The sequence below is a fragment of the Duganella alba genome (genome assembly GCF_009674495.1).
Taxonomy (GTDB): domain Bacteria; phylum Pseudomonadota; class Gammaproteobacteria; order Burkholderiales; family Burkholderiaceae_D; genus Rugamonas; species Rugamonas alba.
This window is the reverse complement of the sequence record NZ_WKJN01000009.1, coordinates 46,974-72,193: the sequence shown is the minus strand read 5'-3', so window position 1 is coordinate 72,193 and position 25,220 is coordinate 46,974. Positions and strand designations below refer to the sequence as shown.

The following is a 25,220-nucleotide window of genomic DNA, read 5'->3' as shown; positions in this document are numbered from 1 at the left end:
CGATACGAAGTCGCGCCGCGTCTTTACGCGCGTTGCGAGGTCAAGGATAACGGGAATTGTACCCGGTGCGGGAACATTGTTAAAGTTTCCACACCGGGCAGGCTGCTTAGTTGAAGCTGTTCTCCAGGAAGCCAGCTTTTTTGGTGACGCGGTCCAGTTCGATCAGAACGGACAGCAAGTCCTTCATGCGGCCCAGCGGCACGGCGTTCGGGCCGTCCGACAGGGCTTCCGCAGGATTGGGATGGGTTTCCATGAACAGACCATCGACGCCCACGGCCACCGCCGCACGCGACAGCACCGGCACCATTTCGCGCATGCCGCCCGATGACGTGCCATTCCCGCCTGGCAGCTGCACCGAGTGGGTGGCGTCGAACACGACCGGTGCGCCGGTTTCGCGCATGATGGACAGCGAGCGCATGTCGGACACCAGGTTGTTGTAGCCGAACGAGGCACCGCGTTCGCAGGCCATGAAATTGTCTTCGTTCAGACCGGCTTCCTTGGCGGCGGCGCGGGCTTTGTCGATGACGTTCTTCATGTCGTGCGGGGCCAGGAACTGGCCCTTCTTGATGTTGACCGGCAGGCCGGACTGCGCGCAGGCGACGATGAAGTCGGTCTGGCGGCACAGGAAGGCCGGGGTCTGCAGCACGTCCACCACTTTCGAGGCCACTTCGATGTCCTCGATCGAGTGCACGTCGGTCAGCACCGGCACGCCCAGCTCGCGCTTGACGGCGGCCAGAATCTCCAGGCCCTGCTCGCGGCCAGGGCCGCGGTAGGATTTGCCCGACGAACGGTTGGCCTTGTCGAACGACGCCTTGAAGATGAAGGGAATGCCCAGCTCGGTGGTCATTTCCTTCAGCGCGCCGGCGGTGTCGAACGCCATCTGGCGCGATTCGACGACACAGTTACCGGAGATCAGGAAGAACGGCTTGTCCAGGCCGACGTCGAATCCGCACAGTTTCATGCTGCCTCTCCTTGCAGCGCGCCAGCGGCCTTGTGGGCCAGCGCCGCCTTGATGTACGACGTGAACAGCGGATGGCCGTCACGCGGGGTCGATTTGAATTCAGGGTGGTACTGCACGCCCATATACCATGGGTGCGAATTGTCGCCGCTGCGTGGCAGTTCCATGATTTCGCACAGGTCTTCGGTGGGCGTGCGGGCCGCCACCACCAGGCCGGCCGCTTCGACGCGCGGCAGGTAGTGGTTGTTGGCTTCGTAGCGATGACGGTGACGCTCGGTCACCACCGCGCCGTAGATTTCCGAGGCCAGCGTACCCGGCTTGATGGCGCAGGTCTGCGCGCCCAGGCGCATGGTGCCGCCCAGGTCGGAGTTCTCGTCGCGTTTCTCGACCTTGCCGTCCTGGCCTTGCCATTCGTCGATCAGGGCGACGACCGGCTGGGCGGTGTCCAGATCGAACTCGGTCGAGTTCGCTTCGGTCAGGCCGGCCTTGTGGCGCGCGTATTCGATCAGCGCCACCTGCATGCCGAGGCAGATGCCCAGGTAAGGAATCTTGTTTTCACGGGCGAACTGGGCCGCCATGATCTTGCCTTCCACGCCGCGCTTGCCGAAGCCGCCCGGCACCAGGATGGCGTCGTACTTGGCCAGGTTGGCGCAACCGGTGGTTTCGATCTCTTCCGAATCGATGTACTCGATGTTGACCTTCGATTCGTTGTGGATGCCGGCGTGGCGCAGCGCTTCGGTCAGCGACTTGTACGACTCGGTCAGTTCCACGTACTTGCCGACCATGCCGATCGACACTTCGGTCTTCGGATGTTCCAGCGTGTAGATCAGCTTGCTCCAGACCGACAGGTCGGCCGGCGCCGGGTTCAGGTCCAGCGCTTCGCAGATGATCGCGTCCAGGCCCTGGTCGTGCAGCATCTGCGGCACTTTGTAGATGGTGTCGACGTCCCACACGGAGATCACGGCCTGCTCTTCGATGTTCGAGAACAGCGAGATCTTGGCGCGTTCGTCTTCCGGAATGCGGCGGTCGGCGCGGCACAGCAGCGCATTCGGCGAGATGCCGATTTCGCGCAGTTTCTGTACCGAGTGCTGGGTCGGCTTGGTTTTCAGTTCGCCAGCCGAGGCGATGAACGGCACCAGCGTCAGGTGCACGAAGGCGGTGTTCTTGCGGCCGGCGCGCAGGCTCAGCTGACGCGCGGCCTCCAGGAACGGCAGCGATTCGATATCGCCGACGGTGCCGCCGATTTCGCACAGGGCCACGTCGTAGCCTTCGGCGCCGCGACGGATGTAGTCCTGGATTTCATTGGTGATGTGCGGGATCACCTGCACGGTCTTGCCCAGGTACTCGCCGCGGCGTTCCTTGCGGATCACCGATTCGTAGATCTGGCCGGTGGTGAAGTTGTTCACCTTTTTCATGCGGGTGGAAATGAAGCGCTCGTAGTGGCCCAGATCCAGGTCGGTCTCGGCGCCATCGTCGGTGACAAACACTTCGCCGTGTTGCATAGGCGACATGGTGCCAGGATCGACGTTGATGTACGGATCAAGCTTGAGCATGGTGACTTTGAGGCCGCGCGATTCGAGGATCGCGGCGAGGGAGGCGGCGGCAATCCCTTTACCAAGGGAGGACACAACGCCACCGGTGACGAAGACAAATTTGGTCATTGCGGATGGTGCCGAACGGCACATGCGGGAAATTGAAATTATACACCAAAACCCCCGATTCTTCACCTTCCGCCCGCCAAAATTCCGCCAGCGACCGTGCATCACCGTACAGACCCAAGCTGGGTCGAAGGCCAAAATGACAACTCAATTATGAAATGGAGATCCATCATGAGCTACGAAGATCGTGATCAATATGGCATGTATGTCGACAATGGCCACAAAGGCCCAGGCCCGGAACTGATGGGCGCGGACACCCTGATCGGCGACCACGTCCACAACCTGCAAAACGAGCACCTGGGCGAGATCAAGGAGATCATGCTCGACATGCGCACCGGCAAAATCGCCTACGCGGTGATGTCCTCGGGCGGCGTGCTGACCCTCGGCGAGAAGCTGTTCGCCGTGCCGTGGGAAGCGCTGACGCTGGACACCGTCAACAAGCGCTTCACGCTGAATCTGGACAAGGACCGCATCGAAGCGGCGCCCGGCTTCGACAAGGACGCCTGGCCCGACATGGCCAACCAGACCTGGGCCAGCCAGGTGCATGATTACTACGGCACTGGCGCCAGCCGCGACTTTACCACCGGGGCACGCTGATGTTTGCCGCCATCCTGGTGTTCGCCGGCGTGGCCGGCGTGGCCGGCCACTGGCTGTACCGCAACTATCTGCGCCGCCCACGGCGGCTGCAGAACGGCATGCCCGTCATGCTCAGCAGTTGGGACGACGGGCAGGAATCCATGGTGGCGGTGCATTTGCGGCGTCGTTCGCGTTAAGCAGCGTTCAGCAGCATCCGGCCACCGAAGGCAAGCGCGTTCGGTGGCTAGGCGCCAAACGGCGTATAGGCAAAGCCGGCATCGGCCACGCCGGCCAGGGCCGCGACATTTTCCGCGCTCTCTGAAAACTGCAACAGCACATTGGCGACGGTATCGCCGTGCGCGTCCAGTATCCCCTTCCAGTAGTTCACGCCGGCCGCCTCGCCGGGACGGTGCAGCACGTTCTGGTAAAAACGCTCCACCAGCTCGCCGTTGCCCGGCGCCGCGCCGTAAATGGCCTGGAATTCCGCCGACGCGGAAAAGCCGACCGCCACGTCGTGCAAGCTGGCGCCCTGCTCCATCTGGTACAGCCAGAACCCGAGGCCACCCAGGTCCGGCGTGCGGTTGAAGGCCGCCTGGTAAATGCGGTAGGCCTGGCCGCCAAGACCGCTAAAATCCAGCCCCACACTGACGTCGTTGAAGGCCAGCCGCTCGACCGCCACCAGCGTGGCGCTGCCGCCGCCGGCCAGCGCTGTCACGGTGTAGCCGCCGGCCGTCCTCAGCACGCTGAAGTCGGCGCGACTGCCGTGGAACACCGCCGTGTCGATGCCGGCGCCGCCGTCCAGCAGGTCATCACCGGCGCCGCCGTCGAGGCGGTCGTTGCCGGCGCCGCCACGCAAGGTGTCGTTGCCCGCGCCGCCGCCCAGCGCATCGTTGCCGGCGCCGCCCTCCAGCGTCACGCCGAAATAGGCCGTCAGGTCCAGCGTGTCGGCGCGGTCGTTGAAGACCAGCTTTTCGACGTTGTACAGGGTGGCGTGCAGCGCGGCGCTGGCGCCGGACACGGTGTCGAGGTGGATCGCGCCGTCCGCGGCTTTGGTGATGGTGTAATTGCTGCGCAGCGAGGTGCCGAGGTCCAGCGTGTCGATGCCGCCCAGGCCGTCCAGCGTAAAGGCATTGGCGGCCACCACGCGCCAGGTGTCGTTGCCCGCCGTGCCGAATATGGTTGCCATGGTTCAGACTCCAGTCGCTTGCTCAAACAGCTTGGCCGACATGCAGGGCGCCGTCCTGGTCCATCGCCAGGTAGCCGACGCCGGCCGCCGCCAGGAAATCCAGCGCGTCCGCCTCCTTCAACATGGCGATGGTGCTGCAGTTGCCGGCCAGCACGGCCAGCGGCGCCACCACGCTAATGGTACGCCAAAACGTCACCGGCCGGCCGCTGCGCGGGTTCAGCAGGTGGCAGTAGCGCCGCCCCTCCAGATCGAAAAACCGTTCATAGTCGCCGCTGGTGGCCAGGCCGCCGCGCTCGACGGGAATGCTGGCGATGACGGCGCCTGCACGGCGCGGGTGCTGGATGCCGATCATCCACGGCGCGCCGTCCGCCTTGGGGCCGAGCACGCGCATATCGCCGCCCAGGCTGACGTAGCCGTGGCGCACGCCGGCGGCGGCCAGCACGGCGGCGGCGCGGTCGGCCGCGTACTCCTTGCCGAAGCCGCCGAAGTCGAGTTCCATGCCGGCGTCCGGCAGGCGCACGGCGCCGCCGTCGCGCTGCACCCGCTCCCAGCCGATCAGGGCGCAGGCGCGCGCCAGCTCCGCCTCGGCGGGCAAGCGCGGCTGTTTGAAGTCCCAGGCCCGGCGCAGCACGCCGGCGGTGATGTCGAACAGGCCGTCGCTGGCGCGGAACAGCGCGTCCGCGTGGTCCAGCAGTTGCATGACCTCGGCGTCGCAGGCCTGCGCCGCGCCGCCGGCGGCGGCGTTGATGCGCGAGATGACGCTGTCGGGCCGGTAGCGCGAGAACTTGGCCTCGATGCGCCGCACCTCGGCCTCGGCCGCCGCGATGGCCGCCGGCGGCGCCGGATCGTCCACCACGATCTCGCAGGCGCAGGCCATGGCGGTGAAGGCATGGCGCATCAGAACTGCCGCGACAGGCCGACAAACCAGCTGCGCGCCGCGAAGGACGGCAGGCCCGGGCTGCCGGCGCCAAACCGCCGCCACGACGAACGCTGCTCGTAGCGTTCCAGCTTGAGGTCGACCTGCCAGTCGGCGCCGAGCTGCTTGCTGACCTTGAAGCCGAGCGTGACCGCGCCAAACGCCGACAGGCGCTGGTCCTCGGCGTAATAAGTCCAGCCGGCCGGCGGATTGGGGACGAACGGCGACTCCGGCTCGGCATCGACATAGAAGCGCGCCGCGCCCTGGGTGTACAGCCGCAGCGCCGGCGTCACGCTCCAGCCGCCGGGCAGCGGCTGCACGTATTCGAGGCCCAGCGTGTGGGCGCGGATCTGCCACGAGTCGCGGTAGTAGCGATAGCTCAGCCGCATGGTGCCCTTCAGGCTGGCGATGTGGTGGTTCCAGCGCCCCATCAGCGTGGTGATGGCGCGCTCGCGCGGCCGCTGGTCGAACACCTTGTACGGATCGGAAAAATAGCCGTGACCGAGGCTGCGGCCCAGGTTCAGCTGCACCAGGTCGTTGACGCCGACGATCCGGGTCAGTCCCAGCAGGGCGGCGCCGGTGTGCCGGCGTTCGCGCCTGACCACGTGGTTGGTGGGATTGATGTCGTCATTGCTGAACGACAGCCCTGCGCTCCAGGTCGTGTTCTGGTCCGCGCTCGACAGGCTGCCCTGCAGCGTGCCGCCGCGCGACAGGTAGTCCGCCTCGCTGGACACGCTGGCGCCCACGGTGACGCTGGCGCGCTCGAAATACCGGCTGACCTCGGCTTCGGCCGCGCGCCGGGTGTCGCGCATGGTCGTCAACGCCGCCGTATGGTAGGCCGGCGAGGCGCCGGAGATGGCGTCGTGCACCACGGTGGCGTCGAGCGACCAGGCGCCGGCCAACGGCGTAACCAGGTTGAGCGCGCTGGCCTTGACGCGGATGCGGTCGGCGTCGGGCTGGCTGTCCAGGTAGTCCAGGTGCTTGAGGCTGATCGTCGCGCGGTCGGGGACGGTCTCGGCCTGCGCCGCCAGCGGCAGCGCCAGCGCCGCCGTCAGCAGGGACGGCGCCAGCGTCGGCAGGCTGCCCATCAATTGCATCCGCAGCCGCCGCCGCCCACGCCGGCGCCGCCGGCGGCCGCCTCCTTGCTGCTGTAGATGTGCTCGGCGAATTTGCGCTCCAGGGCGTCGCTATTGAAGGTCATCTCGGGGCGCGCCAGCGTGCCGCGCTCCCACGGCTGCACGGCCGTGGCGCAGCCGCACAGCAGGCCGGCGCAGCACAGCAGCATGCGCGTGTATCGGTTCATGGGGACGCCTCCAGCGCGGTGTGGATATCGGCTTCCAGCTGCTGCCGGATGGCCTGGTTGAAACCGGCGTGCTGCCGGCGCACGCGGCCGTCGCGGCCGATCAGGAAGCTGCTCGGCATGCCCTTGATCGCGTACTGGCGCGGCAGCCGCCCCTGCGGGTCGAAGATCACGGGAAACGGCGCCGGCGAGGCGGCCAGGAAGCGCCTGCCGTCGGCGCTGTCGGCGTCCAGGTTGACCGCGATCACCTGCAGGCCCTGCGCCGCGTAGCGTGCCTGCATGGCCGCCATCCAGGGAAAGGATTGCTTGCAGGGGCCGCACCAGGAAGCCCAGAAATCCAGGTACACCACCTTGCCGCGCAGGTCGGCCAGCCGCACGGCGTCCGCCGCCTGGACCAGCGCGAATTCCGGCGCCAGCTGCCCGGTCTCCAGCGCCTGCGCCGGCGCCAGCCACGGCGGCACGGCCAGCGCCGCCAGCATCACCCGCAGCGCGCTAGCCATACGGCACATAGGCAAAGCCATTGCCGATCACGCCCGCCAGCGCGGCCTGGTTTTCCGCCGCTTCGCTGAAGTTGATCAGCAGGCCGGCGACGCTGTCGAGCTTCTGGTCCAGGATGCCGCTCCAGTAGGCCACGCCGGCCGCCTCGCCGGCCCGGTGCAGCACGTTCTGGTAAAACTTGTCGACCACCTGCAGGCTGGTCGGATTGCTGCCGTACAGGGTCTTGAACTCGGCCGAGTCGACAAAGCTCTGCGCCACCTGCTTCAGCGTGACGCCCTGGTCCATGAGGCCGATCCAGTAACCCAGGCCGGTGCTGTCCGGCGCCCGGTTGAAGGCGGCCTGGTAGATGCGGTAAGCCATGCCGCCGACGCCGTCGATGTCCAGCGCCATGCTGGCGTCGCCGAACTTGAGGCGCTCGACATTGACCAGCGTGTCGACGCCCTGCGCGCCGCTGGTGTCGGTCACGGTGTAGCCCTTGGCGGTGCGGGTCACCGTGTAGTCGGCGCGCTGGCCGGCCAGCACGAAGGTGTCCAGGCCGCCGCCGCCATCGACCTGGTCGTCCAGCGCCGTGCCCGTCAACACGTCGCTGCCCTCGGTGGCGACCACCGGCGCCACCGCGCCGCTGGGCAGCACGCGGACAAAGGCGGTATACACATTGCTGCCGCCGGCCTGGTCGCTGAGGATGTAGCTGAAGCTGTCGTCGCCGCTGTAGCTGCGGTTGGGCGTGTAGACGTAGGCGCCGTCGGCGCCGAGGGTCACCACGCCGTGCAGCGGCTTGGCGTCGAGCTTGTAGCTGACCAGCGCGCGCGCCTCGTCGCTGGGATCCGGCAGCGTGCCGGCCGCCTGGCCCGTCTGCTCGACGGCGATCACGCCGTCGGCGCCGAAGGCCGAGCTGCCCAGCGTGATGCTGAGGTCGGAGAACTTGAGCACTTCCGTGTTCAGCAGCGTGTCGAAGCCGCTGCTGCCGTCGCGCGCGGCGACAAAGATCTTGCCATAGCCCGAACTGAGCAGATAGTCGCTGCGGGCGCCCTCGAACACCGCCGTGTCGCGGCCCTTGCCGCCGTCGATCCAGTCGTTGCCCTTGCCGCCCTTGAGCGAATTGTCGGCGTCGTTGCCCAGCAGCACGTCGTCGTAGGCCGAGCCGACCGCGTTCTCGATCAGCGTGTCCGTGCCCAGCGACAGGTTGTTGACGGCGCCGATGCCGCCGGCCGTCACGCCGACGCTGCTCACCTGCCCCGGCGTCAGGTTGATCGAGGCGCCGGTGACGGCCAGCGAGGCGTCGATGGTGTCGTTGCCGCCGTCGTCGATGATGCTGGTCTCGGTGCTGAACTGCAGCCCGCTGAGCTGGTAGACGGTGTCGCCGGCGCTGGCGGCCACCTTGCCGTACAGCGCGCGCAGGGCGGTGATGTCAAGCGCGCCCCAGGTGGAGGGGAACAGGCCGTCGGGCGAGGCCTTGCCCGACATCACCGTCAGGCTGGTCATGTCGAAGGCGGCGCTGAACTGCTGCGCGTAATGGTCGCCGGGATCGACATTGACCGGGTGGCGCAGGCCCAGCGCGTGGCCGATCTCGTGCAACAGCGCGGCATAGCCCTCCGACCCCGGCGTCAGCGCCAGCATCGACTCCAGGTCCATCCAGACATCGCCGGCGCCGGCGCCGCTGCCCGGTAAGCCGGTGACGCCCTTGGTGGCGCTCTGCTGGCTGGCGCCGAAGCGCAGGTCGCCCACCGCGCCGCCGGCCTCGCTCACTTCATTGAAGCTGAGTCCGGTCAGCCGGGTCAGCGTATCGAGGATGCCGCGCACGGCGGCCTGCTCCGCCGCCGTGAAGGCGCGAAAGCCGGCCGCGCCGGCGCCGCTGGCCGGGGCGGTGGTCACAAAGCTGTACGACAGCGTCACCGGCGTGCCCAGCGCGGCCGAGGCGTTCCAGCGCGCGCCGTCGCCGGCCAGCAAGCCCTGGATGGCGACATCCTCCGGCTTGATGAAGCCGGCCAGCACGAATTTTTCGTCCCAGCGGCCGGCCAGGCCGAGCGCTTCGATATTGCTGATGGCGAGCGAGAAGCCGGCCTCCAGCGGCGAGGTGATCACCGCGCTGGCGCCGTCGATGCTGACCTTGATGTTGAAGTCGGACCACTTGGTGGCGCCCTGGACCAGTTCCGGCAGCCACACCGTATCGTAGCCGGCGCGGCCGTCGATGAGGTTGTGGGCGCCGCCGACATAGAACTCGTTGTCGGCCGCGCTGCCCTTGAAATTGCTGTCGGTCCACGCGCCGCTGACGTTGGTCACGCCGACCAGGGTGTCGCGCCCGCCCCAGCCGTCGTCGGCATAGCCGGCCTCCAGGTCGACCGTGACCGCGCCCGGGCTGTCCCAGTAGGCCGCCGTCAGGCCGCGCCAGGCTTCGGCGCCGGCCACCTTCTCGATGCGGTCGTTGCCGGGCCCGCCGATCACCTGGCCGTTGTAGACCTTGATGATGTCGTCGCCGGCGTCGCCGTAGATGTCGTTCCACTCATCCTTGTTCTGCGCCAGCTGGACGTAGGTGTCGTTGTTTTTGGTGAGGCGGATATCCATGGACGGCCCTTTAGCTGCGCAGGAAACCCAGGGTTTTCTGGGTGAAGTTGGCCAGGTGCGGGAAGGCGCTGGTGATGTCGCCCGGCGCCAGTCCCATCCATTGCATCACGCTGGCGCCGATCTGGTCGGTCGAGGTGGTCGGCACCCAGCGCCCCGCCTTGTCCTTGTCCATGTCGTCGACGCCGCCCGGCACCAGCGCCGGGAAGGTGCCCAGCACCTGGCCGCCGGCCACCGGCCCGCCCATGGCGAACCAGTGGTTGCCCCAGGCGTGGTCGGTGCCGCCGCCGGAGGCCTGGCGCAGCGTGCGGCCGAAGTCGCTCATCATCAGCGTCACCACGTTCTGGTCCATGCCGGCCGCCAGATTGGCCTTGTCGAAGGCGGCCAGCGCGCGGGCCATGACGTCGAGCTGGGTGTCCTGGCTGGTGGCGCCGCCGCCGCGCTGCGCGGTGTGGGTGTCGAACTCGCCCCACTGCACCATGAACACCTGGCGCTTGTAGCCCAGGCTTTTAAACACCGGCAGCAGCGACGCCAGCTTCTTGAGGTTGTTGGCCAGCGGATTGTCGGCGAAGTCCGCCGCCGGCGCCTTGGCCAGCAAGGCCGCCTGGGTGAACAGCGTGGAGTCCGACACGCTGCGGCCGAAGGTGGCCGCGTATTCCGCCTCGTACTGGTTGCTGAACTGCCACTTGGCCATGCGGTTCATGGCCTGGGTGGCCGGCGCCTGCGGCTGGGCCAGGTCGCCCGCGCCCCAGTAGCGCGCATCGCCGCCGCTCAGGAAGGAGACCGGCGAATTGCGGCCCAGCACCAGCGTCCGGTCGTTGCTCATGGTGACGGCGTTGATGCTGTTGCGCAGCGAGGTCGGAAAATATTCCAGCGAACGGCCGGCCCAGCCGCTGCCGTCGGCGTCGCCCATCCAGCCCTGCTGCCACATGGTCTGGTCGCTGTGCGACAGCAGGAACGACGGCACCTGCACCGCTTGCTGCAGCACCTGCTGCGCGGTGGCCGGCTTGACCAGCGGCCCGGCGTTGGCGATCCAGGCCAGCCGGCCCTGGTTGTACAGCGTGGCCAGCGGCGCCAGCGCCGGATGCAGGCCGAAGGTGTGGCCGGCGCTGCTGCCGTTCAACTTGGCCAGGCTGTCCTTGGCCAGCGCCAGTTCCGGCCGCGCCGACGCATAGTCGCCGAAGGCGCCGTCGAGCGGCACCAGCGTGTTGTTGCCGTCGTTGCCGCCGTTGAGGAACAGGCAGATCACCGCGCGGTAGTCGGCGTTGGCCGCCTGGCCGTTGCGCATCTGGCCCAGCAGGGTGGCGCCGCCCAGCAGGCCGAGCACCGGCGCCGCGCCCGACAGGCGCAGGAAATGACGTCGCGGGTTCATCGCATGACTCCGTAGTAAGGACTGGACAGCGCGTAGGACAGCAGGTTGATCGCCTTCATATTGTTGTTCTCGCCCCAGATGGTGGGCGCCAGGTCCATCAGGTTCTGCCGCAGCGTGGGCGCCATGGCGCCGCGGAAGAAGCGTTCGTTGACCAGGTTGACATACAGCAGCGGCGAGGCGGCCAGGGCTTCGCCGAAGGGATCGATCTTGCAGCCGGCGGCCGCGGCGGCGGCGGCGCTGCCCAGATTGAATCCCCCCATGCGCGACGCCAGCGTGTCGGCGTTGATCAGCTTTTGTTCCGGCGCCAGCAGGTTGCTGCCGGGCGCGCGGTCGGTCGGCGCGTAGAAGCTGAACACGCTGCTGGGGTTGTACGGCGTCTGCTGGTACGGCTGGGCGTAGTCCTTGCTGTTGTCCCATTTCGGCGCCTGGGTGCAGCCCAGGCCGCGCAGCACGCTGGTGAACCACAGCACCGGCTCGCGCAGTTTGCCGAAGGAGGCCGAGTCGGCGCCGATCTGGTCGCCCTTGCGCGCCTCGGGATCGAGCAGGATGGCCTTGACCACGGCCTTCATGTCGCCGGCCACGCCGCGGCCGTTGTTGCGGAACACGGCCGCGATGCGGCCGATATAGGCCGGCGAGGGATTGCTGGTGACCAGGTGCTGGATCATGCGCAGGCTGACGAAGGGCGCGATGTTCTGATGCCCCATCAGCATGGTGACGATGGTTTCCAGCTCGGTGGCGGCGTCCTTGCCGGACGGGAAAGTGGTGCCCAGCACCACCTTCTCGCCCACGTCGTGCGCCTGGTCCCAGGTGTCGGGCGTCAGCACGCCGTCGCGGTTCGACCAGTCCCAGCGCGATGGCGGCGCCGCCATGCTCCAGCCGGTCAGCGCGCGCGCCAGCTGCGACACATCTTCCTGGCTGTAGGTCTCGACCGGCGCGCCCTTGCTGTCGCGCACCGTGGTGCCGTCCGGATTGAGCTTGACCACGCCCAGCGTAAACAGCTGCATCAGCTCGCGCGCGTAGTTCTCGTTCGGCGCACAGCCGATGCATTGCGGCGACAGCGGCCGGTTCTGGATATTGTCGAGATACAGGCCCATCGGCGGATTGGTGGTCAGCGCCCGGATGAAGTCGCCGTAGTTGCCGAATGCCTGGTCCTGCAGGAAGTTGGCGTAGACCATGGCGGGATACGGCGTCAGCTTGTTCGACGAGGTCGGCACGAATTGCGAAATCGACCAGCTGACCCGGCGCCGCAGCTGGTCCGCGCTGCCGATCAGGGTCGGATAGATCTGGCTGATCATGTAATCCCAGGCGACCTGGCCCTCGGCCGGAATTTCGCTGTTATAGACGCGGATCGGCGCCGTGTTGAACTTGGAGGCGGGCAAGGCGAACTGGTCGTCGATCCATTGCGAGAAGCCTTTTTTCTCGACCTCGGCGATCAGTTCCGGCGTCGGGCCGAAGGTGGCCTGCTCGGCGAAGCGGGTGGCCGCGTAGCGCGAGACGCTGGCGCCCTGCTTGACCGCCACCTGCCCGCTGGAGGCCTGCAGCCCCTGCGCCTGCTCGTCCGGGCCGGACTGCTGGCCGCAGCCGCCCAGCGTCGTCAGTGCCAGCGTGATCCATAGTCGTAACGGGATATGCATTGCTCGGCCCCTGTCGTGATGCGTGCGCAAAGATGGGAAATTTACTGCCGGAAAGTTATAATGTTGATATTAATCTATATTCACCCGCTTGAGGTGGGCTTGTGCCTTTCTTACAACGAAATTTCGTGGTCGTCAGCAGAAATCGCGGCTGACCGTGGGCAGCCGGCCCAGCAGATGGGACATGTCGACCAGGCGCTTGGCAACCAGGTGGCGCACCATGCCTTCCTGTTGCCACACGCCATACACCCCCAGCAACGGCGCGCTCAACACTTCGCGCCGTTGCTGTTCCAGCAGCGCCGGCCAGATGATGACGTTGACGTTGCCGGTTTCATCCTCCAGCGTCATGAAGATCACGCCCTTGGCGGTGCCCGGACGCTGCCGCACCGTGACCATGCCGCAGGCGCGCGCCACCATGCCGGTGGTGTAGGTGTTGAGCGTGGCGGCCGGCATGAAGCGGTGCTGGAACAGGGTCGCGCGCAGCAGCGCCAGCGGATGGCGGCCCAGGGTCAGGCCGTGCGAGCGGTAGTCGCCGAGGATGTCCTCGCCTTCGGAGGGTGCGCGCAGGGCCGGTGTGGCTTCGTCCGGCATGGTCGGGCGCAGCAGGTCCTTGTCGGGCACGGCGCCGACCGCCTGCCACAAGGCCTGCCGCCGGTGGCCGGCCAGATGGCGCAGCGCGTTGCCGCCGGCCAGCACCTGCAAATCGTGACGGTCGAGATCGGCGCGCCGCGCCAGGTCGGCGACGCTGGCGAACGGGCCATCGGCGCGGGCTTGTTCGATGCGCTGCGCCGCCGGCTCGCGCATGCCGCTCAGCATGTGCAGGCCCAGCCGCACCGCCGGCTGCCCGCGCTTGCCGGCCGGCTCTTCCAGCGACGACTCCCAGCCGCTGACCACCACATCGATCTCGCGCACCACCACGCCGTGCCGCTTGGCGTCCTGCACCAGCTGCGACGGGCTGTAGAAGCCCATCGGCTGGCTGTTCAGCAGCGCGCACAGGAAGGCCGCCGGTTCGTGGCATTTGATCCAGGAGCTGGCATAGCTCAGCAGCGCGAAGCTGGCCGAGTGCGATTCCGGGAAACCGTATTCGCCGAAGCCCTGGATCTGCTTGCAGATCGCCTTGGCAAAATCGTCATCATAGCCGCGCTCTTTCATGCCGGCTTTGATATCCGCCTCATACTTGTCCACACCGCCTTTTCGCTTCCAGGCAGCCATAGCGCGCCGCAACTGGTCCGCCTTGCCCTCACTGAATCCAGCCGCGATCTGGGCGATCTGCATTACCTGTTCCTGGAAGATGGGCACGCCGAGCGTGCGGCCCAGCGCCTCCTCCAGGCGCGGCGGGTAGACCACCTCTTCGGTCCCCATACGCCGCCTGAGGTAAGGATGCACCATACCGCCCTCTATCGGCCCCGGCCGCACGATGGCCACCTCGATCACCAGGTCATAAAACGTCTTCGGCCGCAGGCGCGGCAGCATGCTCATCTGCGCGCGCGATTCGATCTGGAACACGCCGATGGTGTCGGCTTCGCAGATCATGTCGTAGGTAGCGCGGTCCTCGGTCGGAATATCCTGCATGACGAAGGGCTGGCCGCGCCGCGCGCCCAGCAAATCGAGCGCACGGCGCAGCGCGGACAGCATGCCCAGCGCCAGCACGTCCACCTTCATCAGCTTGAGCTCTTCCAGATCGTCCTTGTCCCACTGGATCACGCGGCGCCCTTCCATGGTGGCCGCTTCAATCGGCACCAGCCGCGTCAGCTTGTCGTGCGAGATGACGAAACCGCCCGGATGCTGCGACAGATGACGTGGAAAACCCAGCAGCGCAAACGCCAGCGCCGCCCATTGCTGCGCCAGTTGGGACTCCGGATCAAGGCCGCACTCGGCCAGCCGCCCCACCAGATCGTGGCGGCTGTCAAACCAGCGCTGCGACTTGCATACCTTTTCCACGACGGCCAGATCCACGCCGAGCGCCTTGCCGCTGTCGCGCAGCGCGCTTTTCGGCCGGTAGCTGATGACAACGGCGGCCAGCGCCGCGCGGTCGTTACCGTACTTGTTGTAGATGTATTGAATCACCTCCTCACGACGCTGGTGTTCGAAGTCCACATCGATGTCCGGCGGCTCATTGCGTTCCTTCGAGATGAAACGGCCGGTGAGCATCTTGCTGCGCTCGGGATCAACTTCCGTCACATGCAAGCAGTAGCAGACCACCGAGTTGGCCGCCGACCCCCGGCCCTGGCACAAAATGTCCTTTGATCGGGCGAAGCGCACGATGTCATACACCGTCAGAAAGTACGGCTCATACGCCAGATCGGCGATCAGTTCCAGCTCCTTCTCGATTTGCGCACGCACCCTGTCGGACGGACCATTGGGCCAGCGCCGCAAGCTGCCGGCATACACTTCCTGCCGCAAGTAGCTGGCCGGCGTGTGGCCGGGCGGGATCAATTCATGCGGATATTCGTAGCGCAGCTCCTCAAGGTTGAAGCTGCACGCCCGGGCAATCTTCACCGATTCCGCCAGCGCCGCCAAGGGGTACAGATTGGCCAGCTGCATGCGCGGCCGCAGATGCTGCTCGGCGTTCTGCGCCAATTCGTAGCCGCATGCGCCGACCGCCTTGCCGACGCGGATCGCCGTCAGCGTATCCTGCAGCGGCTTGCGCGAGCGCACGTGCATGCACACGTGGCCGACCGCCACCACCGCCATCCGATGCTGCGACGCCACCTCGGCTATGCTGAGCCGGTGCGCTTCATCAAACGACCGCAACAGCAGATTCAATCCCATCCAGACGCGGCCGGGAAAGGTCGCCTCCATCCACGCCGCCTGCGCGTGCAGTTGATCGACATCCTTGGGCAGGTGTGCCGGATAATGCGGCAGCAGGATCAGCAGGCAATCCGGCAGCCCCTTCAAGTGCGCAAACGCGGGCGGCGGCGCGGCCAGATCGGCCGGCGTCAGCAGATAGCTGCCCTTGGCCACGCGATTGCGGGCGATGGTGATGAGTTCGCAAAGATTGCCATAACCTTCACGGTTCTGTGCCAGGGCCACGAACGACAGGCCCGGGCTGCCATCCGGATTGGTCAGACGGAAATAGCTGCCGATAATCAGCGGGAACTTCGCCTCCTTGGCCTCGGCGTGAGCGCGCACTACGCCGGCCAGCGAGCATTCATCGGTGATGGCCAGCGCCGCATAATCGAGCTGCACCGCGCGCGCCACCAGCTCCTCGGCGTGCGAAGCGCCTTGCAGGAACGAGAAATTGGACAGGCAGAACAGCTCGGCATATTCCGGCAGTCCCGTAGAGGGCAGTGGCGTGCTCATGATTTATACTGTGTTTTTATACAGTATATTACACTACGCCATCAACCAGAGACTATTTGTGCTGGGCGGCGATGCGTTGCTGGATGGCGTCGATGATGACTTGCGGCAATTCGGTTTGCATCCGGTGGTCGGAGTCCACCACGACGGTCCTGATTAGCGGGAAATCGTCATGCTTCTTGATCACGCGCGAGGCCCGCCAGGCACAGCGCCATACGCTTTGTCATAATGCCTTCCTTGACGAAAATTGCATTCCTCCATACGCCAAGCACGCGGAGGTCAAGGATGCGATGAAATGCGGAGACAGGGGATCGGGATGCAAACAGCACAAGTACAGGAACTGCTCTGCTTCGGCATCGCAGCGGGCGGCGGCAATGCCGCGCTGGTGGTGCAGCATGGTCCGGCCGGCGCCGGGCAGCGCCAGCAGTTCGCCACCGAACGCAACAAGCCGGCCTGCGTGTTCATCGACACGGCGGATGGCCGCATCGTGCTGGACTATTTCTATCCACACAAGCGCAGTCCGCTGTGCCTGCACGCCACGCTGGCGGCGGCGCGCGTGTTGCTGTCGGCCGAGCGGCCGCAGCTGGAAGTGCGCACCGCCATGCACAATCAGCCATTGAGCCTGATCCTGCAAGACGGCGAAGTGTTCATCGCGCTGGCGCCGCAAGCGGCCCTGGCCGTAGCGGTCTCGCAGGAACTGGCGGCGCAGCTGCTGGCCGCGCCCGGCATCGCGCTGGCCTCGCCGCCAGTGATCGCCTCGGTCGGCAGCCCCAAGCTGCTGCTGGAAGTGGCCGACAGCGTCACGCTGCAAGCGCTGACGCCGGACCTGGCGCGCATCACCGACTGGAGCCGGCGGCACGGCGTCAACGGCTGCTATGTCTGGTGCCGCCGTCCGGACGGCGCGCTGGAGGGCCGCAACCTCAATCACCTCGATCCGGCTGCCGAAGACGCCGCCACCGGCGTGGCGGCCGGCGCCCTCACCGTCCTGCTGAAAACCGGCCTGATCCTGTAGCAGGGCGCCAACCTCGGCACGCCCTGCCTGCTGCGCACGGAGTTCCGTGATGAAAGTATTTTAATCGGAGGCAAAACCGGATTTGCGTAGTGCTACGTAGAGTGAACACCGGAGTGGCGCGTGCATACAACACAAAATAATGTTTGCACCGGAAATTGCTACAAAAACAGCTATCTATATGAACTATTTGCATAAAATCAAATTTTTCATGGGAGACCACACGTGTTCAAAACAAAAACTCTACGTAAAGCCGTCCTGGTCAGCCTGTATGGCGCCAGCGCAGTCGCCGTGACGCCGGACGTCTACGCGCAAACGGACACTTCCATGCAATCGGTCAGCGTGGTCGGCTCGCGCCGCGCCACCAGCTCGGCCACCGACACCGTGGTGCCGGTCGATGTCATCCCGCTGAGCAAAGTCAGCGAATCCGGCGGCCAGTTCGACCTGGCGCAGACCCTGACCTATATCTCTCCTTCGTTCAACTCGACCCGCCAGACCGGCTCCGACGGCGCCGACCTGGTCGATTCGGCCGCGCTGCGCGGCCTCGGCTCGGACCAGACCCTGGTGCTGGTCAACGGCAAGCGCCGCCACACCACGGCGCTGGTCAACCTGTTCGGCGCGCGCAACCGCGGCAATACCGGCACCGACATGAACGCCATCCCGATGCTGGCCATCAAGGATGTGCAAATCCTGCGTGACGGCGCCGCCGCCCAGTACGGCTCGGACGCGATCGCCGGCGTGATGGACATCGGCCTGAAAAAATCCAAGGGCTGCGAAGCGGTCGCCGGCTTCAGCGAATATTCGCGCCGCGACGGCAAGAACTACATGGCGTCGGCCTACTGCGGCGTCGACATCGGCAACGGCGGCGTGCTCGGCATCACCGGCGAGTACCTCGACCGTGGCCGCTCCAACCGCGCCGAAGACGGCAATCCGCGCACCATCGGCGACAGCAAGACCAAGAACCAGACCCTGTACCTGAACGGCGAACTGCCGACCATCGGCAGCGGCCGCCTGTACCTGACCGCCGGCGCGCAAAGCCGCGACGCGTCCTCCGGCGCCTGGGCACGCGGCGGCATCGACAGCGACGACATCCCGTCGCGCAACTCGGCCGCCATGTACCCGAACGGTTTCGTGCCGTTCATCAACGCGCAGATCGACGACCGCTACGCCACCATCGGCCACCGCAACCAGGTGGGCGAATGGAATATGGACCTGTCGCAGACCTACGGCTACAACAAGATGATCTACGACATCAGCAACACGCTGAACGCGTCGATCGCCAACAAGGATCTGCTGGCCGGCGGCAAGGGCATCAGCCCGACCAGCTTCGGCGCCGGCGGCTTCTCGTTCGAGCAGCTGACCACCAACCTCGACTTCAACCGCTACTTTGATGGCGTGCTGGGCCGTGGCCTGAACGTCGCCTTCGGCGCCGAGTACCGTCACGAGAACTACAAGATCTATGCCGGCGAACCAGGTTCCTACATCGACGCCGACGGTGTCGGCATTGGCGGCGCGGCCGGCAGCCAGGGCTTCCCCGGCTTCCAGCCGGCCGACCAGGTCAACGCCAACCGCCACAACGTCGCCGCCTACCTCGATCTGGAAGCGGACCTGACCGATACCGTCAAGGCCCAGGGCGCGGTGCGCTACGAGAAGTACAGCGACTTCGGCTCGACCACCACCGGCAAGCTGGCCGGCAGCTGGCGCGTGGCGCCGACGGTGCTGTTGCGCGGCTCGGCCTCGACCGGCTTCCGCGCGCCGTCGCTGCAGCAGATGTATTTCTCGTCGACCTTCACCGACTTCATCGGCGGCGTGCCGACCGACGTGGTGCTGGCGCCGAACAACAGCGCGGTCACCAACCTGGCCGGCATTCCGAAGCTGAAGGAAGAGAAATCCACCAGCTTCACGCTGGGCTCGACCTGGACGCCGACGCAAGCCGTGTCCGTCACCGCCGACCTGTACCAGATCAAGATCAAGGACCGCATCGTACTGTCCGGCCGCTTTGACGACAGCAACTACCCTGACCTGGCCGCCAAGCTGGCGACCTTGGGCGTGGGCCAGGCGCAGTTCTTCGTCAACTCGGTCGACACCAAGACCAAGGGCCTGGACCTGACCGCATCGCACAAGGCCAATTTCGGCGCCGACAAGCTGACCACCTTCCTGGCGCTCAACGTCAGCAAGACCGAGGTGACCGGCATCCATGCGCCGGCGTCGCTGAAGGGCTACGAGGATGTGCTGCTGTCGGAGAAGGAACGCCTGTACATCGAGCAAGGCGCGCCGCGCTCGAAGGCCACGCTGGGCTTCGACTACACGCACAGCGCCTGGGAAACCGACCTGAAGCTGATCTATTTCGGCCCACAGACGCTGGGCACCTACAGCGGCACCGCTGCCGGCGTGGCCAACCAGCACTACGACGCCAAGGCATCGGCCGACCTGAGCTTTACGTACACCATCAACAAGAACATGAAGTTCTCGTTTGGCGGCAACAACATCTTCAACGTGCATCCGACCACGCAGAATCCGGATGAGACCGACAACGGCTTCAAGTACGAGTCGGTGCAGTTCGGCCTGAACGGCGCCTCCTACTTCGGCAGGCTCTACGTGAAGTTCTGATCTGGCTCAAGGCCGCGCGTTTGACGGCGGCTGTGACGGGGAATACGATCCTGGTATGGAAACCAGGATCGCAAAACTCGAAGAATTGATGACCGACACCCGAGAGCGTTTGGTGAGAATCGAGGAACGTCTGGAACAATGCGCCACCAAAGCCGACCTCAATGAGCAGATTGGCGACTTAAGGGCCGAAATGCACAAAGGCTTTGCCGACATTATCAAGTGGATTGTCGGCACAGCGATTGTCATGAGCGGCACGGGAATCGTTGTCATGACCTTCGTGCTGAACAACGCCGTGCCGAAGGCGACGCCGCCCGCGCCTTTGCCGCCGGTGGTCATCTACACCCAGCCGGCCCCGGCCCCCCAGCCCAAGATGTAACGTTTGCTTACATCTCGCTAACTTATCCCAACGCGCGACCGTTCTAAACTCGCATTGTCTTTATTTTCGGCAATGGAGCGTGCGATGCGCCGCGCAATCACCCTGATGTTATTCCTGTCCCTGCTGCAAGGCGCGCTCGCCTGGGCCGCACTGGGCAGTTCGCCGTCCAATTTCGACGGCGCCACCGCCAAGACCAAAATGGCCGCACGCAGCCTGGCGGCCACCACGGTCGACGCCACCACCGCCGTCTACACCGTCAGCCAAAGCACGCTCGACAGCGGCACCATCGTGCGCGAATACACCGATGCCAACGGCGTGGTGTTCGCCGTCAGCTGGAGCGGCCCGACACTGCCCGACCTGCGCACCCTGCTGGGCGACAAGTTCGCCGCCATGACCAGCAACGCCGAAAAACGTCCGAAAGCCGGCCATTCGCAGCTGGCCGTCAACCAGTCGGACGTGGTCATCGTCTCCAACGGCCACATGCGCGCATTCGCCGGCCAGGCCTGGATCCCCAGCGCGCTGCCGGCCGGTTTCGACACCTCCACCATCGAATAAAAGGAAGTCTGCATGAAATACCTTCACCTCGCAGGCGCCCTGCTGTGCCTGGCACTGGCGGCATGCGGCGGCGGCGGTTCGTCGTCCACCAGCACCGCCACCGGCGCCACCGAATCGATGGCCGCCATCACGCCGGTGGTCAGCATCAGTGCGACGCCGACCGCCACCACCACCGGCCAGGTGGTGACGCTGACCTGGAGCGTCGCCAACGCCAGCGGCAGCACCTGCACCGCCTCCGGCGCCTGGAGCGGCACGGTGGCCACCAGCGGCACCCAGACCGTCACCGCCGGCGACGCCGGCACCGCCAACTACACCCTCACCTGCGGCAGCGCCAGCAACACCGCCGTGGTCACCGTCGCCACGCCGCCGCCGTCGCCAAGCGTCAGCCTGACGCTGGCGCCGGCCAACATCACCACCGCCCAGAGTACCGTGTTGAGCTGGTCGTCGGCCAACGCCACCAGCTGCACCGCCAGCGGCGCCTGGAGCGGCAGCAAAGCCACTTCCGGCGCGGTCACCATCACGCCGACCGCGAGCGGCAGTTTCACCTACAGCATGGCCTGCACCGGCGACGGCGGCACGGCCAACGCCAGCAGCGTGCTCAGCGTCACGGCCGCGCTCAGCAACAGCACCGCGATCCTGGTCGACAGCGGCCCGAGCGGCGTCAGCGGCGTGATCAACGTGCCGTATGTCAGCGTCACCGTCTGCCGTCCGGGCACCACCACCTGTCAGACCATCGACCATGTACTGCTCGACACCGGCTCCTACGGCCTGCGCCTGCTGGCCAGCCAGCTCAACTCGACGCTGGCGCTGCCGGCCGTCACCACCGCCGCCGGCGCCGACGCCGGCGAATGCGGCAAGTTCATCAGCGGCTACACCTGGGGCGCGGTGCGCCAGGCCGACGTCAAGATGGCCGACGAGGTGGCGTCCGCCATCTCGATCCAGGTCATCGGCGACACCGGCAGCAGCTACACCAGCACGCCGTCGAGCTGCAGCAGCGCCGGCACCAACCTGGGCACGCTGTCGGCCATGGGCGCCAAGGGCATCCTCGGCGTCGGCATGTTCAAGCAGGACTGCGGCACGTCATGCGTCAACGCCGCCATCAGCGGCATCTACTACGCCTGCGCCAGCGGCAGCTGCAGCGCCAGCGCCATGCCGCTGGCCAAGCAGATCAGCAATCCGGTAAATTCGTTCGCCGTCAACAACAACGGCCTGCTGATCACCATGCCCAGCGTCGGCGCGGCCGGCCTGACCTCGGTCAGCGGCACGCTGGTGTTCGGCGTCAACACGCAAAGCAACAACACCATCGCCAGCGAGACCATCTTCAAGGCCAACAGCAGCGGCGACTTCACCACCACCTACAACGGCAAAAACTACACCGCCAGCTTCATCGACAGCGGCTTGAACGGCTACTTCTTCAGCGACAGCAGCATCCGCCAGTGCTCGGGCGGCGACTTCTACTGCCCCGCCTCGCCCCTGTCGCTGACCGCCACCAACACCGCGTCCGACAACAGCGCCACTGGCGCCGTCAACTTCAACGTGGTCAACCTGGTCAACCTGGCCTCGACCATCAACGCCGCGCAGGTCGGCGGCACGGTGGGCAGCGGCAGCTCTTCCGGCAACTACTTCGACTGGGGCATGCCGTTCTTCTACGGCCGCCGCGTGTTCGTGGTGATGGAAAACAATACCGTGGCCGGCAAGACCGGACCGTACTGGGCGTATTGATTGAGAAATGTCATCGTGTTGTCACGATAACTAGCTAAAGTCGCAACCTTGAATTTTCCCACTCTTCGAGGTAGCGATGAAATTGAATTTGGTGATGCTGGCCGCCATGACTGCGGCCGGCCTGGTAGCATGCGGCGGCGATAACAATCCTGTTGCAGTGACTCCACCAGCCACGCCGGCGATCCCGGAAGGCACGACGGTCACCCTGGCGCTGATGGAAACCACGGACATCCACGCCAACGTGATGAGCTACAACTACTACTCGCTGGCCGAGGACACCAGCCTGGGCCTGGAGCGCACCTCGACGCTGGTCAAGGCCGCGCGCGCCGAAAACCCGAACAACCTGCTGCTCGACGACGGCGACGTCATCCAGGGCACGCTGCTGGGCGACATGCAGGCCGTCACCAAGCCGATCGCCTGCTCCGACACCATGGCCGTGCATAAAGTCATGAACGCCATGAAGTACGATGGCGGCGGCTTCGGCAACCACGAATTCAACTACGGCCTGCCACTGCTGAGCCAGATCACCAATACCGACTTCGGCATTCCGGGCGTGACCAAGCCGACCGGCACCTGCGGCGCGCCGACCTTCCCGCTGGTGCTGACCAACGTCACCGGCGTGGCCAGCGGCAAGCCGATCGTGCAGCCATATTCGCTGCTGGCGCGCACCTTCTCGGCCACCAAGCCGGACGGCACCAAGCTGGACGTCAAGATGAACATCGGCATCATGAGCTTCGTGCCGCCGCAGATCCTGGAATGGGATCAGAAAAACCTGGCCGGCAAGGTCGCCATCACCGGCGTGCAGGAAGCAGCCAAGCAGTACGTGCCTGAAATGCGCACCAAGGGCGCCGACCTGGTGGTGGCGCTGTCGCACGGCGGCCTGGATCCAAGCACCTACAGCCCGAAAATGGAAAACGGTTCGTACCATCTGACCAGCACCGGCATCGACGCGCTGCTGATCGGCCACTCGCACCTGATCTTCCCGAAAGGCAAAGAGACCGGCGCCGCCGCACTGGACCCATCGTTCGCTTCCTTCCCGGCCAGCGCCAACATCGACGCCGTCAACGGCTTCGTCAACGGCGTGCCGACCGTGATGGCACAGAGCTGGGGCCGTCGCCTCGGCATCATCAAGATGACGCTGGCCTACACCAGCGGCAAGTGGGTGGTGCAGCCAACCAAGACCACGGTCGAATCGCGCGGCTTCAAGTACACCGACGGCACCACCAACGTGGCCGCCGACAGCAGCGTCGCGCCGCTGATCGCCACCGAGCACGCCGCCACCATCGCCTACGCCAAGCAGCCGCTGGGCGTGACCACCGACTTCGAGATGTCCTCGTACTTCTCGCTGGCCGGCGACGTCACCGCGATCCAGCTCGTCAACCAGGCCCAGCTGGCATACGTGAAGAACTTCATTGCCACCAGCACCGACGCCACCATCGCCAGCTACAAGAACATTCCGGTGATCTCGTGCAGTGCGCCGTTCAAGGCCGGCCGCAATGGCGCCAGCGACTTCACCGACGTCGCGCCGGGCGCCAGCGCAACCGCGCCGATCGGCCTGCAAGTGCGTAATCCAGGCGACCTGTACCTGTACTCGAACAACAACCTGCAAGCGGTGAAGATCAAGGGTTCCGACCTGAAGGCCTGGCTGGAAACGGCCGCCAAACAGTTCGGCCAGATCGATCCGACCAAGACCGCCGAGCAGGACCTGGTGCCGTCGTATGGCACGATCTACAACTACGACGTGTTCTACGCCGAAAACAATGCGCTGACCTACCAGATCGACGTCACCAAGCCAGCCGGCAGCCGCATCGTCAACCTGACCTACCTGGGCAAGGCTGTGGCGGATGGCGATGACTTCATCGTCGCCACCAACGACTACCGCGCGGGCGGCGGCGGCGCCGTGCCTGGCATCGACGGCAGCAAGACCATCATCAAGTCGCCGGACGCCAACCAGACCGTGGTCAGCAACTACCTGACGGCGCAAGGCGCGGCCACCGGCAAGGTCACGCTGGCCACCAACGGCAGCGCGCGCAGCTGGAGCTTCGTGAAAGTGGCGACGGCCGGTCCGGTGATCCTGCGTTCGGCGCCGGGCCACCTGGCGCTGGCCAAGAGCAGCGGCCTGACGGCGGTGACGGCTGAAGGCGGCCTGGACGCCAGCGGCTTCGGCAAATACACCATCGACCTGAGCAAATAATATGCGCGCCCTGACCACCGCCCTCGTGAGTTCGGTGTTCCTGTTCGGATGCCAGATCCAGCAGGAAAAACCGACCTCGGCGCAAATCGAAGTGATCGGCATGAAAGCCAAGCAGGAAGCCGATGCCCAGGCCGAGCGCAAGCTGATGGCGTGGTCGGCGCAACGCATGCCGGTGGCCCAGCGCGAGCTGGCCATCCTGTACCAGACGCGCCCCGAGCAACGCGCCGACGCGCTCAAGCTGTTCGAGCAGGCGGCGCGTGGCGGCGATGTCGAAGCTGCGTTCCAGCTCGGCGAAATGCTGCGCGTCGGCGTGCTGGGCGTGCAGCCCGCGCCGGCCGCCGCCGCGCCGTGGTACGCCATGGCCGCCCAGCATCAGCACGCCAAGGCCGCCCTGGCCCTGGCGCTGATGGTCAAGAACGGCAACGGCGTGCCGCGCGACGATGCACAGGCGGCGCGCTTGCTGGCGCAAGCCAGCAGTCTTGGCAACGCGCATGCGATGTTCCTGCTCTCCAACATCTACCGTGAAGGTCTGGGCGTGGCGCAAGACAGCGCCAAGGCCCGCGAGATGCTGGAAGAAGCGGCCGAGCACGAATATCCGCCGGCCATCCAGGAACTGGCGATGACGGTCCAGCTGGGCGACGCCCTGTCGCCCAAGGATGAGCTGCGCGCCAGCCACCTGATGAAGGAAGCCAGCGAGCACCGCCGCAACAACTGGAATCGCTTCTGAACGCTCCAGGCAATGCGTTGAACAGCGCACAGACGCAGTAGATGTCGGCTCCTAGACTGAACTGGTAATCCCC

At 66.0% G+C, this 25,220-nt stretch carries 21 protein-coding genes; 9 read left to right on the top strand and 12 right to left on the bottom strand.

Features of this window, described 5'->3' with window-relative positions; all coding sequences use genetic code 11:
• Window positions 1-106: 106 nt before the first annotated feature.
• On the bottom strand, window positions 107-961 hold the full coding sequence (kdsA, locus tag GJ695_RS11210; RefSeq protein WP_154359804.1) for a 3-deoxy-8-phosphooctulonate synthase: 855 nt from the start codon (window positions 959-961) through the stop codon (window positions 107-109).
• Window positions 958-2,619: a CTP synthase gene (pyrG, locus tag GJ695_RS11205; protein WP_154364703.1), complete on the bottom strand. Its 1,662-nt coding sequence runs from the start codon at window positions 2,617-2,619 to the stop codon at window positions 958-960. Before pyrG ends, kdsA begins: the two co-directional genes overlap by 4 nt.
• Window positions 2,620-2,787: 168 nt before the next feature.
• Between pyrG and GJ695_RS11200 the strand changes: the two genes are divergently transcribed.
• Both GJ695_RS11200 and GJ695_RS11195 read left to right on the top strand, forming a co-directional pair.
• Window positions 2,788-3,213 carry a PRC-barrel domain-containing protein gene (locus GJ695_RS11200; protein ID WP_154364701.1) on the top strand — a complete coding sequence of 142 codons (426 nt, stop codon included), beginning with the start codon at window positions 2,788-2,790 and terminating at the stop codon, window positions 3,211-3,213.
• Complete coding sequence (locus GJ695_RS11195) at window positions 3,213-3,389, top strand: hypothetical protein (RefSeq protein ID WP_154359801.1); 177 nt, start codon at window positions 3,213-3,215, stop codon at window positions 3,387-3,389. Before GJ695_RS11200 ends, GJ695_RS11195 begins: the two co-directional genes overlap by 1 nt.
• 47 nt (window positions 3,390-3,436) lie before the next feature.
• Here the strand turns inward: GJ695_RS11195 and GJ695_RS30470 are convergent, their stop codons facing one another.
• The 10 genes from GJ695_RS30470 to GJ695_RS30380 form a co-directional block, all read right to left on the bottom strand.
• Window positions 3,437-4,378, bottom strand: coding sequence for a DUF4214 domain-containing protein (locus tag GJ695_RS30470; RefSeq protein ID WP_154364699.1), 942 nt, complete (start codon window positions 4,376-4,378; stop codon window positions 3,437-3,439).
• A gap of 22 nt (window positions 4,379-4,400) precedes the next feature.
• Window positions 4,401-5,276 carry an FAD:protein FMN transferase gene (locus GJ695_RS11185; RefSeq protein WP_154364697.1) on the bottom strand — a complete coding sequence of 292 codons (876 nt, stop codon included), beginning with the start codon at window positions 5,274-5,276 and terminating at the stop codon, window positions 4,401-4,403.
• Window positions 5,276-6,382, bottom strand: coding sequence for a DUF3570 domain-containing protein (locus GJ695_RS11180; RefSeq protein ID WP_229260410.1), 1,107 nt, complete (start codon window positions 6,380-6,382; stop codon window positions 5,276-5,278). The genes GJ695_RS11185 and GJ695_RS11180 overlap by 1 nt, the downstream gene beginning before the upstream one ends.
• Complete coding sequence (locus GJ695_RS11175; protein WP_154364693.1) at window positions 6,382-6,597, bottom strand: DUF4266 domain-containing protein; 216 nt, start codon at window positions 6,595-6,597, stop codon at window positions 6,382-6,384. Before GJ695_RS11175 ends, GJ695_RS11180 begins: the two co-directional genes overlap by 1 nt.
• On the bottom strand, window positions 6,594-7,094 hold the full coding sequence (locus GJ695_RS11170; protein WP_208023383.1) for a TlpA disulfide reductase family protein: 501 nt from the start codon (window positions 7,092-7,094) through the stop codon (window positions 6,594-6,596). Before GJ695_RS11170 ends, GJ695_RS11175 begins: the two co-directional genes overlap by 4 nt.
• Entirely contained in the window at window positions 7,087-9,654 is a 2,568-nt protein-coding gene (locus GJ695_RS11165; protein ID WP_154364689.1) for a DUF4214 domain-containing protein, read from the bottom strand. Before GJ695_RS11165 ends, GJ695_RS11170 begins: the two co-directional genes overlap by 8 nt.
• A 10-nt stretch (window positions 9,655-9,664) precedes the next feature.
• A complete protein-coding gene (locus tag GJ695_RS11160) occupies window positions 9,665-11,023 on the bottom strand; it encodes a DUF1501 domain-containing protein (protein WP_154364687.1) in 1,359 nt (452 codons plus the stop codon).
• Window positions 11,020-12,657, bottom strand: coding sequence for a DUF1800 domain-containing protein (locus tag GJ695_RS11155; protein ID WP_154364685.1), 1,638 nt, complete (start codon window positions 12,655-12,657; stop codon window positions 11,020-11,022). The genes GJ695_RS11160 and GJ695_RS11155 overlap by 4 nt, the downstream gene beginning before the upstream one ends.
• A 132-nt stretch (window positions 12,658-12,789) precedes the next feature.
• Window positions 12,790-15,957 carry an error-prone DNA polymerase gene (locus tag GJ695_RS11150; protein WP_154364683.1) on the bottom strand — a complete coding sequence of 1,056 codons (3,168 nt, stop codon included), beginning with the start codon at window positions 15,955-15,957 and terminating at the stop codon, window positions 12,790-12,792.
• A gap of 52 nt (window positions 15,958-16,009) precedes the next feature.
• A complete protein-coding gene (locus GJ695_RS30380) occupies window positions 16,010-16,141 on the bottom strand; it encodes a hypothetical protein (protein WP_267874262.1) in 132 nt (43 codons plus the stop codon).
• A gap of 129 nt (window positions 16,142-16,270) precedes the next feature.
• On the opposite strand from GJ695_RS30380, the gene GJ695_RS11145 reads away from it, so the two are divergent.
• The 7 genes from GJ695_RS11145 to GJ695_RS11115 all read left to right on the top strand — a co-directional run bounded on the left by GJ695_RS11145 (window position 16,271) and on the right by GJ695_RS11115 (window position 25,147).
• Window positions 16,271-16,966: a PhzF family phenazine biosynthesis protein gene (locus GJ695_RS11145; RefSeq protein WP_229260409.1), complete on the top strand. Its 696-nt coding sequence runs from the start codon at window positions 16,271-16,273 to the stop codon at window positions 16,964-16,966.
• 222 nt (window positions 16,967-17,188) lie between these two features.
• A complete protein-coding gene (locus GJ695_RS11140; protein WP_166455109.1) occupies window positions 17,189-19,573 on the top strand; it encodes a TonB-dependent receptor plug domain-containing protein in 2,385 nt (794 codons plus the stop codon).
• Between the two features lie 55 nt (window positions 19,574-19,628).
• Window positions 19,629-19,949 (top strand): CCDC90 family protein, encoded by a 321-nt coding sequence (locus GJ695_RS11135; RefSeq protein WP_154364682.1) that lies wholly within the window; start codon window positions 19,629-19,631, stop codon window positions 19,947-19,949.
• An 84-nt stretch (window positions 19,950-20,033) separates the two neighbouring features.
• The gene (locus GJ695_RS11130) at window positions 20,034-20,504 is read left to right on the top strand and encodes a DUF2844 domain-containing protein (RefSeq protein WP_154364680.1); all 471 of its coding nucleotides are present in this window, start codon (window positions 20,034-20,036) and stop codon (window positions 20,502-20,504) included.
• Between the two features lie 12 nt (window positions 20,505-20,516).
• Window positions 20,517-22,226: a DUF3443 family protein gene (locus tag GJ695_RS11125; protein WP_154364678.1), complete on the top strand. Its 1,710-nt coding sequence runs from the start codon at window positions 20,517-20,519 to the stop codon at window positions 22,224-22,226.
• Between the two features lie 76 nt (window positions 22,227-22,302).
• Window positions 22,303-24,420 (top strand): bifunctional 2',3'-cyclic-nucleotide 2'-phosphodiesterase/3'-nucleotidase, encoded by a 2,118-nt coding sequence (locus GJ695_RS11120; RefSeq protein ID WP_154364676.1) that lies wholly within the window; start codon window positions 22,303-22,305, stop codon window positions 24,418-24,420.
• A gap of 1 nt (window position 24,421) precedes the next feature.
• A complete protein-coding gene (locus GJ695_RS11115; RefSeq protein WP_154364674.1) occupies window positions 24,422-25,147 on the top strand; it encodes a tetratricopeptide repeat protein in 726 nt (241 codons plus the stop codon).
• The last annotated feature ends 73 nt before the right edge of the window (window positions 25,148-25,220 follow it).